Source organism: Acetobacter pasteurianus subsp. pasteurianus LMG 1262 = NBRC 106471 (assembly GCF_000285275.1).
Taxonomy (GTDB): domain Bacteria; phylum Pseudomonadota; class Alphaproteobacteria; order Acetobacterales; family Acetobacteraceae; genus Acetobacter; species Acetobacter pasteurianus.
Genome location: NZ_CADO01000042.1, coordinates 1 through 8,484 on the forward strand (window position 1 = coordinate 1; position 8,484 = coordinate 8,484).

Below are 8,484 nucleotides of genomic sequence, written 5' to 3' on the forward strand. Positions count from 1 at the left end.
GCCGTGCAGTTCGCCTCAATCATCATCCTGCTTAACTGACGACACGCTGTAACATATAGTCATTTTTCAAAAGGCCCTACCTTGTTCGGTAGGGCCTACATTTTTTTAAGTCTTATTGGTACCCGCCGGTCTTGAGCGAGCATAGTCGGGAGATCCAAGCGGGCGAACCGGATGAATGGCAAATTCCGCGTTTGTGGTTCATCCTGAATAACGTCACGTCACGTATCGTCCAATGTATCGGCATATTCTCCGAATGCACTGTTACCTAAGTCAAAAACGCAGCTTCTTTGCGCGGGATTTCATTGGCTTGTCGCAGTTCACGGTTTTTGCTCTCCACAAAACCTGAGGCAATTCAAACTTGTCTGAAAGCCAGATAAAGCAGATCATCACACAAGATAAATATCTTCATGACGCAGGATGTTAGCAGTGAGCGAGAAGATCGAAAAGAATTGTCCTCCCAGCATGACAAGGCGCACGGTGATTGCTGCTGGAGCGATGGCTGGGGGCATGGCTTTAGGCGGCAAAGCGCGTGCCGGCAATTCTAGCCCGTGGCAGAATGGGGAGTGGCTTAACAAGCCACATCAAAGCGCAATCACTGCCGATGCGTTAGAGATGGTAACGGATAAAGGGTCTGATTTCTGGCGAGAGACCTTTTACGGATTTACACGTGATAGCGGGCATTTTTATGGACTCCATGCGCCGTCACGTTTTACAGCACAGCTGCGTATTCGCGCGGAATACGAGAAGTTGTATGATCAGGCCGGTCTCATGGTTCGTATTGATGAGAAGCAATGGGTCAAGGCTGGGATAGAACTTTCAGATGGGCGCGCCATGCTCAGCAGTGTTCTTACAGATGGCCGTTCAGACTGGGCGACAGCTCCTTATGAGGGCGACCCCAAAGATTTTTGGATGCGCGCAACTGTAGCAGATGGCGTGCTACGGCTTCAGGTATCTGCCGATGGCAAGATCTGGCCGCTTGTGCGTTTGGCGCCTTTTCCCAAGGCGGCGTCCTATCTGGTTGGCCCAATGTGTTGCACGCCGGAGCGAGAAGGTCTTAAAGTCTGCTTTTCTGATTGGCTGCTTACTCCGCCACTGGGCAAAGCATTACATGATCTGACATGATGCCTCATCGTAGCGAAAAACAGAAAATGCTGGCGAGTGATCTGTATCTCGCTAGTGACCCCGAATTACAGCGCGATATGGCGCAATGCGCCCAATGGCTTGTTCGGTATAACAACCGCAATGGAAATTTGTCTGAACGACTGGGAGCGGTTGGAGAGAACACCTGCATTCGCCCGCCTTTTCATTGTGATTATGGTTATAATATTTTCTTGGGCAACAATGTGTTCCTCAACTTCAATTGCATCGTGCTCGATGTAGTGCCTGTCAGGATTGGGGATGGAACACAGATTGGCCCCGGCGTGCAGATTCTGACTGCTGATCATCCACGAGATCCTGAATTGCGCCAAAAAATGTTGGAGTTTGGCCGCCCCATTACTATCGGTAAAAATGTCTGGATTGGGGGTGGGGCTATCATCCTGCCCGGTATAACAATTGGGGATAACGCTATTATCGGGGCAGGCAGCGTTGTCACGCACGATGTTGCTTCTGGCGTAACCGTGGCTGGTAATCCGGCGCGGCTTTTGCATGCTGGATTATAATTCTGGCATAATTCTTTACTTGGCTGGTGAGAATAGTGTGTGCACCTTGTGCTGAACCTACAGAGTCACGCCAAATGTGATTTTGTGTCAGTCATCTAAGACGAGCTGAAAAACTTCCAGATGACTGACACAAAGTTAGGCATATGCCCAATATTTTCCTAAGAAATTGGAAAAAATGGTATCAATCCATGCCCGATGACAGGGCATGGAAGGTTACTCAAAAAATCAAATAGTTTTCTTTTCGGCCGCTTTAGCAAATAGAGCGGAAATCGCATTTTGTGCTTCGGTTTGGATAGCCTTCAGATGCGCCTCGCTCTTGAAGCTTTCAGCGTAGATTTTATAGACGTTTTCCGTGCCGGAGGGGCGGGCGGCAAACCAGCCATCTTTGGCTGAAACCTTCAGCCCACCAATAGCTGCCCCGTTGCCGGGCGCATTGGTCAAGGTGCTGATGATCGGTTCACCCGCCAGTTCGGTCATGCCAATCTGTTCAGGTAACAGGTTTTTCAGGATAGCTTTTTGTTCCGGATTGGCCGGAGCATCAATACGCGCGTAATACGGTGTACCAAGGCGTTTGGTCATATCCTCATACGCGGCACCGGGGTTGCGCTTGGTGCGCGCCGTGATTTCGGCTGCCAGCAGGCCAAGAATGATACCGTCCTTGTCTGTGCTCCATACCGTGCCATCACGGCGCAGGAAGGATGCACCCGCACTTTCTTCGCCGCCAAAGCCCAGCGTGCCGTGGAACAGACCATCAACAAACCATTTGAATCCAACAGGCACTTCTACCAGTTTGCGACCGATTTCCTCTGCCACACGGTCGATCATGCTGCTGCTGACCACTGTTTTGCCCACACCTGCACCGGCGTTCCAGTTTTCACGATTGCTAAACAAATATTCAATCGCAACGGCTAGATAGTGATTGGGGTTCATCAGCCCATATTTGCCTGACACGATGCCATGACGGTCGGCATCGGTATCATTAGCGAAGGCGATGTCGAATTTATCCTTCATCCCGACCAGACGGGCCATGGCATAGGGAGAAGAACAATCCATACGGATTTTGCCATCCCAATCGGCAGTCATAAAGCGGAACGTCGGATCCACTTCCTTGCTGACGATCGTGGCGTTGATACCGTATTTATCGATAATCGGCTGCCAGTAATCTACAGCAGCTCCGCCCAGTGGGTCGATACCGATAGACACGCCGGACTCACGGATAACATCCATATCCACCACAGATGCTAGGTCATCCACATACGGAGTGATGTAGTCATGCCGCTTTGTGGTGGCAGCTTTCAGCGCATCTTCAAGGCTAACACGCTTTACGCCTTCCATCTTCTTGGCCATGTAAGCGTTGGCAGCACCTTCCACCACCTTGGTGATATCGGTATCTGCCGGGCCGCCATGGGGAGGATTATACTTGTAGCCGCCATCTTCTGGCGGGTTGTGTGATGGTGTAATCACCACGCCATCAGCCAGATCGCTACTACGATTACGGTTATAAGTCAGGATTGCGTGCGAGATGACTGGCGTGGGCGTATAGCCATCCTGCGCATCAATACGGACTTCCACGCCATTGGCCGCGAAGACTTCCAGTGCGGATTTCAGCGCAGGGCGTGATAGCGCATGGGTATCAATACCGATGAACAGCGGCCCAGTAATACCTGCGCTTTTGCGGTAATCGGCAATCGCCTGACTGATTGAGAGAATATGGTTTTCATTGAAGCTGGTGCTTAGGGAAGACCCACGATGCCCCGATGTGCCAAATGCTACACGCTGTGTTGCAATAGCGGGATCGGGCTTGCGGGTATAATAAGCGTCAAGCAGGGCATCGATATTGACAAGATGGGCTGGATCGACTGGCTTGCCGGCAAATGGGCTTATGCTAGGCATTCATTGCTCCCAAAATACGATATGAAAAAAGACACATATTCTCCCAATTTCCTTACAGGCCGGTCATGGCATCGTCCACCCGCAAACCATTCTCATGCGGGATGGCCTGATGGTATATGAGAAAGAAAATGTATCATGCCCGAACACTATGCACGGATTGTGGCAGTGGCGTTGCATGACATTTAAGGACTGCTTTTTTGCTGATGCTGCTCATCTCGAATAACGCGGCGTGAAACACTAAGAATAGCGCCGGTAAGGGCAAACCCTGTTGCCAGTTCAAGGCAATGAACAGCTCCAGAACTTCCTTCAGACAAACCAAAAACCAGCGCCACCAAGGCGGAGCCCAAGGCCCAGCCCATTGTGCGTGCAACAGCTAACATGCCACTGGCAGCGCCGCTGCGGGTGGTTGGGCCAGAAGTCATGACAGTAAGATTGTTAGGTGTTTGATAGAAACCAAAGCCAATGCCACATAGCCCCATACGCCAAGCCACATCCAGAAATGATGGATGCGCAGGCATAATGCTCAACATGGTTAATCCAGCAGCCAGAATTGTTAGCCCGATACTGCTTAAAACAGATGCCGGGTGGCGGGCCGCCAGTTGCCCGGCAAAAGGAGCTGCCACGGCAACCAGTAATGGCCAAGGCGTAACAAGCAGGCCAGTTGTAACTGCAGACTGGTGCATAATTGTTTGAAACAGAAATGGCAGGGCAACATAGGCCAGAATTTGTGCTGCATAGGCACAAACAGATGTAAGGATGGAAAGCGAAAATAGCGGAATAGCCAGAAGATCAAGTGGGAGCATAGGGGCCTTTTGGCGGCGCTGCTGCAGATACAGCATAATGGCGCACAGAAAACCTGCTCCGATTTCAATACCCGCCCATCTGGGTTCTTTTTGCCCCAGTGCATCAACGCCAAGAACGCCCAGCCCCAGAGCGCCAACATTCAGCAAAGCGCCCATCCAATCGAATGCAAACGAACGGCGCGGGCTATGTGGTGCAACCCGTAGAAAAAGCGGGACCGCTATAAGGCCGATTGGCAAATTGATTAAAAACAGCCAAGGCCAAGTGGCAACAGATAAAACTGCAGCGGCCAGTGTGGGGCCAGTAGCAGCGGAAATAGCAACCGCAAGTGCAATTGTTGCGAATGCCTTATGTAAAAGCTCTCGGGGGTAAACACTTCTCACAAGCGCACCGCTTAACGCAGCCATACAGGCTCCACCAATGCCTTGTAACACGCGAGAACCCACCAGAAGACCGATAGACCCAGAAAGCGCACAGGCGAGGGATGCCGCAGTAAACAGTGCCAGCCCAAAACCGTACACTTTTTTAAGGCCAAGGGATTCAGCTAATGCAGCAGCCGGTAGCAGACTGACCGCCACAGCGAGTTGATACCCGTTAACAATCCAGACAGTAAGTGTTTCGCTGCATGAAAGATCCTTTGCGATGGTAGGAAGGGCAATGTTGGCAATGGCGCCATCCAGCCCGCCCAACACAATTCCGAGCACAGCGCAGAGCATAACCAAACGGCGTTGAGTGTCAGAAACCGGTTGATTATTCATTAGAAAAAAGACCCCGCAAGCAACATATGAGCGGGGAACTGCACGTGAGGCTGCTTTAATATTGGAGCGTTCATGAAAGTTCCCGATTTCCTGATAATGAGCATGCAGCTTTGAGGCCTAAAAGAAAATACGGGCATTTCATTGCATTCGGCAATTCGTATTTATGGGCCACATATATCAAAACACTTTTGTAGCCCGTATTATTACTGCCTTATGCCGCTGCTGGAGCTAAAATTCGAGGTAGAAAAACTATGGTTCAGCACAACGCCATTGTTAAACACGATAGTAAGCGTTTTGCTTTTGTTGTTTGTTCTTTCACCAAGCATGCCTAGCCCCACAACATCCTGAGCGATGGAAAGGCCGTCTTCTCTGCCTGCTGTAAAACTGTAAACCCAGAACTCGTAGCCGTTTTCGTAACCTTTTTGCCCCGGTTTACCGTAAATTTGATGCACTTGGGATGCAGTTGTTACGCCATCATGAATATTCTGGTTAACTTCCATAAGAGTGGTATGTTTTATAGAGGCATCACCTGTAGAGGTGCAGGCGCTCGTGCTGGCAATAATAGCTATGGCCGCAGCAATTCTGATAATTTTCATTCTGTAATCTGTCCTTTTGTCTATGTATTCTGTGTATACTCCATTGTATTGCATCAATACAGATTATCTATCAGAATGTTGCGGTGAACGCGCTCAATGTGATTTTTTAATTAACTGAATATCCACTTAATTTACGGTCTGGATAATAGCGATTATTTGCCAGAAAGCCTGCTAGCCAGGTTATCGAAAGCAGGTTGGTAAATCAGTGTGGGCATGCGTGCTTGCATTGCGGCAGCATCGTCTGGATTAGCCTCAAATTGCCCTTTCCAGCGGATGAAGGTGCGCTCACCATCTGTAACCGGCAGGAGCTGGATGGTTGAACGATAGTTCCAGATTGGGAGCGCTGATTCAATGATCGAAAATGTTACGGCATAATCCGTATCGGATAGAGCCAGAAGCTGCTCACGAATAAGGCCGACATCGCCCATCTCAAGTCGCCGAATGGTACCCACGCGATCGCCCGGATCATCCCCTTCAATCCGGCAGCTTTTGACTCCCGGCAACCACTGGCCGATGGCTCCGAAATCCCGTACGAGGGGCCAGACGGATGCAATGGGTGCATTGAGAACACTACTGGCCATAACCTCTATCATCATATTTTCCTGATCTCTGTTAAGGCGTATTAAAGTGACTGACCGCCAGTTACTTCGATACGCTGACCATTCACCCAGTGCATGTTGTCAGACAAAAGGGCGGCAACAGCGGCACCAATATCATCCGGTTGCCCGACACGTCCCAGAGGTGTGATTTCTGCCAGACTTTTGTTGACCTCAGAGTTGTCTCGTACCAATCCACCGCCAAAGTCTGAGGCAATGGCGCCTGGTGCTACCGCATTGACGGTAATGCGGCGTTCCCCCAGTTCCTTGGCCATGTAAAGTGAGATTACTTCGGTAGCCCCCTTCATGGCGGAGTAGGGGCCATGATCGGGCAGGTAAAAGCGTGTGGCTGCCGAAGTGATGTTGAGAATACGTCCGCCATCGCAGATCAGCGGTAGAAGGGCTACTGTCAGCAGATACGGGCCTTTGAAATGAATGTTATATTGATTATCAAGCAGTTCAGATGTCGCCGTGTCAAAGCGAGTGTGAATGATATTGCCCGCGTTTTGCACGATGTATTTTAAAGTAGATCCGGAAAATTCCTCATCCAGAAGATTCCTGACCTACGCAGTAAATGTCGCAAAAGTGGTGTAGTCTGAAATATCCAGTTTCAGCATGCGCAGTTTTGCGGTGTCGGTGCTGAGTGCCGTTTTAGCGGCCTGTGCTTCGGCTTCGTTAGTGTAATAAGTGCCGATGACATCAATGCCTGCTGCAATCAGCTGTTTTGCAATACTATAACCGATCCCACGATTGGCACCTGTAACAAGGGCCACGTATTTCTGGTTCATAATCGTTTCCCTTTGGTAGGTTTGTGAGAGGCGAAATGAGGTTGCTATACTTAAAGAACAATCAATACATAAATGGGGTGAGGTAGGTCGTCAATAAATTATGGATCGACTGATACATATAAATCCACGGAGAATGGCTGGTGATAAAATCAGGGCCGTTTACTGGCGGAAGGAAACGCTCTTGGGGTGCGCCGCAAGACTATCCCAGATTTGCATGAGCGTTGTAATGGCGGCTTCCAGTTTCTTGGCTTTGTCACCATCTTTGGCTTCGCAGGCCATGCCGTGTAGAAAGGTTGTGAACAGGGTAGGGAGAGGCTCGGTAGCGGAGGAAGGGGACAATTCTCCACTTGCCACAGCTCGATCTACACAAGCTTTTATGCCCTTTCTGGTGCGTGCGCGTTCGGCTGCCAGAAGGGTCTGCACGGACTGGTTTTCTGGTGAACAATTGCTGGCCCCCAGCACAATCAGGCATCCCGTAGGGTGAGAGCGCGTTGTCTGCATGCGGGCGGAGCGTCGCAATGTCTGTTCAATAGCATCACGTGGCGCGAGTGTTTCGTCCCATAGAGGCGCAGTAACTTGCCCATAGGTTTCTAGATAGCGCTGCACGACTTCACGGAACAGCGCTTCCTTGGAACCAAAGGCAGCATAGAAACTGGCAGGCGAAATATTTCCCATGCAGACCTTGAGCTGGTTCAATGATGTCGGCTCATAACCCTGCATCCAGAACAACGTGAGCGCGGCATCCAGCGCCTTGTCCCGGTCAAACTCACGGGGCCGTCCTGTTCGGGCCATATCCTGTCTCCGTTCGTGTAAAAGTTTTTTATACTAATTGATACGGAAATGGATGGCCAGAATCACGCGCTGAAACCCCCATCAATGGTCTGCATGGCCCCCGTAATACCGCGTGCTGCGTTGCTGGCCAAAAACGATACATAGGCTGCAACATCATCTGCCGAGCCATGTTCCTTGATGGCCATGACGCTGTGCATGAGATCGGCTTGCGGGCCATTGGCCGGGTTCATATCCGTATCCGTTGGCCCCGGCTGGATGACGTTGACCGTGATATGGCGCTCGCCAAAATCCCGCGCTAAGCCGCGCACCATGCTTTGCAGGGCTGATTTTGTCATGCTGTAAGCGGCCAGTCCCTTGAAGGGGACGCGATTGGCGTTTGTGGAACCGATCAGGATAATTCGGCCCCCGTTAGGCATGGAGCGGGCCGCTTCAACCGCACAATGATAGGCGGCACGAATGTTGATATCTATCATGCGGTCAACGTCATCAGGGTTGAGTGTCAGTGGGTCTCCGGCAACGCATATTCCGGCGTTGAAGACGAAAATGTCGACGCGGAAATCTCACAGAAGGGTTGTACATCGGGTTAGATTATGAAAAAG

7 protein-coding genes and 2 pseudogenes are annotated in these 8,484 nt (G+C 50.7%); 2 read left to right on the forward strand and 7 right to left on the reverse strand.

Features of this window, described 5'->3' with window-relative positions:
- Positions 1-417: 417 nt before the first annotated feature.
- Positions 418-1,122 (forward strand): DUF1349 domain-containing protein, encoded by a 705-nt coding sequence (locus APA10_RS08695; RefSeq protein ID WP_035366531.1) that lies wholly within the window; start codon positions 418-420, stop codon positions 1,120-1,122.
- Positions 1,119-1,661 (forward strand): sugar O-acetyltransferase, encoded by a 543-nt coding sequence (locus tag APA10_RS08700; RefSeq protein ID WP_003630928.1) that lies wholly within the window; start codon positions 1,119-1,121, stop codon positions 1,659-1,661. The genes APA10_RS08695 and APA10_RS08700 overlap by 4 nt, the downstream gene beginning before the upstream one ends.
- Positions 1,662-1,886: 225 nt before the next feature.
- Here APA10_RS08700 and pgm read toward each other — a convergent pair whose 3' ends face one another.
- The 7 genes and pseudogenes from pgm to APA10_RS08735 form a co-directional block, all read right to left on the reverse strand.
- Positions 1,887-3,554, reverse strand: a complete 1,668-nt coding sequence (gene pgm / locus APA10_RS08705) for a phosphoglucomutase (alpha-D-glucose-1,6-bisphosphate-dependent) (protein ID WP_003630929.1) — start codon at positions 3,552-3,554, stop codon at positions 1,887-1,889.
- Positions 3,555-3,736: 182 nt separating this feature from the next.
- Positions 3,737-5,113, reverse strand: a complete 1,377-nt coding sequence (locus tag APA10_RS08710; protein WP_003630930.1) for an MFS transporter — start codon at positions 5,111-5,113, stop codon at positions 3,737-3,739.
- A 203-nt stretch (positions 5,114-5,316) separates the two neighbouring features.
- Positions 5,317-5,763, reverse strand: a complete 447-nt coding sequence (locus tag APA10_RS08715; RefSeq protein ID WP_174714333.1) for a hypothetical protein — start codon at positions 5,761-5,763, stop codon at positions 5,317-5,319.
- Between the two features lie 98 nt (positions 5,764-5,861).
- The gene (locus APA10_RS08720; protein WP_035366534.1) at positions 5,862-6,302 is read right to left on the reverse strand and encodes an SRPBCC family protein; all 441 of its coding nucleotides are present in this window, start codon (positions 6,300-6,302) and stop codon (positions 5,862-5,864) included.
- A gap of 29 nt (positions 6,303-6,331) precedes the next feature.
- A pseudogene (locus tag APA10_RS08725) lies at positions 6,332-7,093 on the reverse strand (SDR family NAD(P)-dependent oxidoreductase).
- Between the two features lie 159 nt (positions 7,094-7,252).
- Complete coding sequence (locus APA10_RS08730) at positions 7,253-7,885, reverse strand: TetR/AcrR family transcriptional regulator (RefSeq protein WP_003630938.1); 633 nt, start codon at positions 7,883-7,885, stop codon at positions 7,253-7,255.
- A 62-nt stretch (positions 7,886-7,947) separates the two neighbouring features.
- Positions 7,948-8,436, reverse strand: a pseudogene (locus APA10_RS08735) (SDR family oxidoreductase); the annotation flags it as partial.
- Positions 8,437-8,484: the final 48 nt, after the last annotated feature.

Bases quoted from the DNA above. Each gene is read 5' to 3' on its own strand.
- APA10_RS08710 (WP_003630930.1), bottom strand. From the start codon at position 5,113: ATGAATAATCAACCGGTTTCTGACACTCAACGCCGTTTGGTTATGCTC.
- APA10_RS08700 (WP_003630928.1), top strand. From the start codon at position 1,119: ATGATGCCTCATCGTAGCGAAAAACAGAAAATGCTGGCGAGTGATCTG.
- pgm (WP_003630929.1), bottom strand. From the start codon at position 3,554: ATGCCTAGCATAAGCCCATTTGCCGGCAAGCCAGTCGATCCAGCCCAT.
- APA10_RS08715 (WP_174714333.1), bottom strand. From the start codon at position 5,763: ATGCAATACAATGGAGTATACACAGAATACATAGACAAAAGGACAGAT.
- APA10_RS08720 (WP_035366534.1), bottom strand. From the start codon at position 6,302: ATGATAGAGGTTATGGCCAGTAGTGTTCTCAATGCACCCATTGCATCC.
- APA10_RS08730 (WP_003630938.1), bottom strand. From the start codon at position 7,885: ATGGCCCGAACAGGACGGCCCCGTGAGTTTGACCGGGACAAGGCGCTG.
- APA10_RS08695 (WP_035366531.1), top strand. From the start codon at position 418: ATGTTAGCAGTGAGCGAGAAGATCGAAAAGAATTGTCCTCCCAGCATG.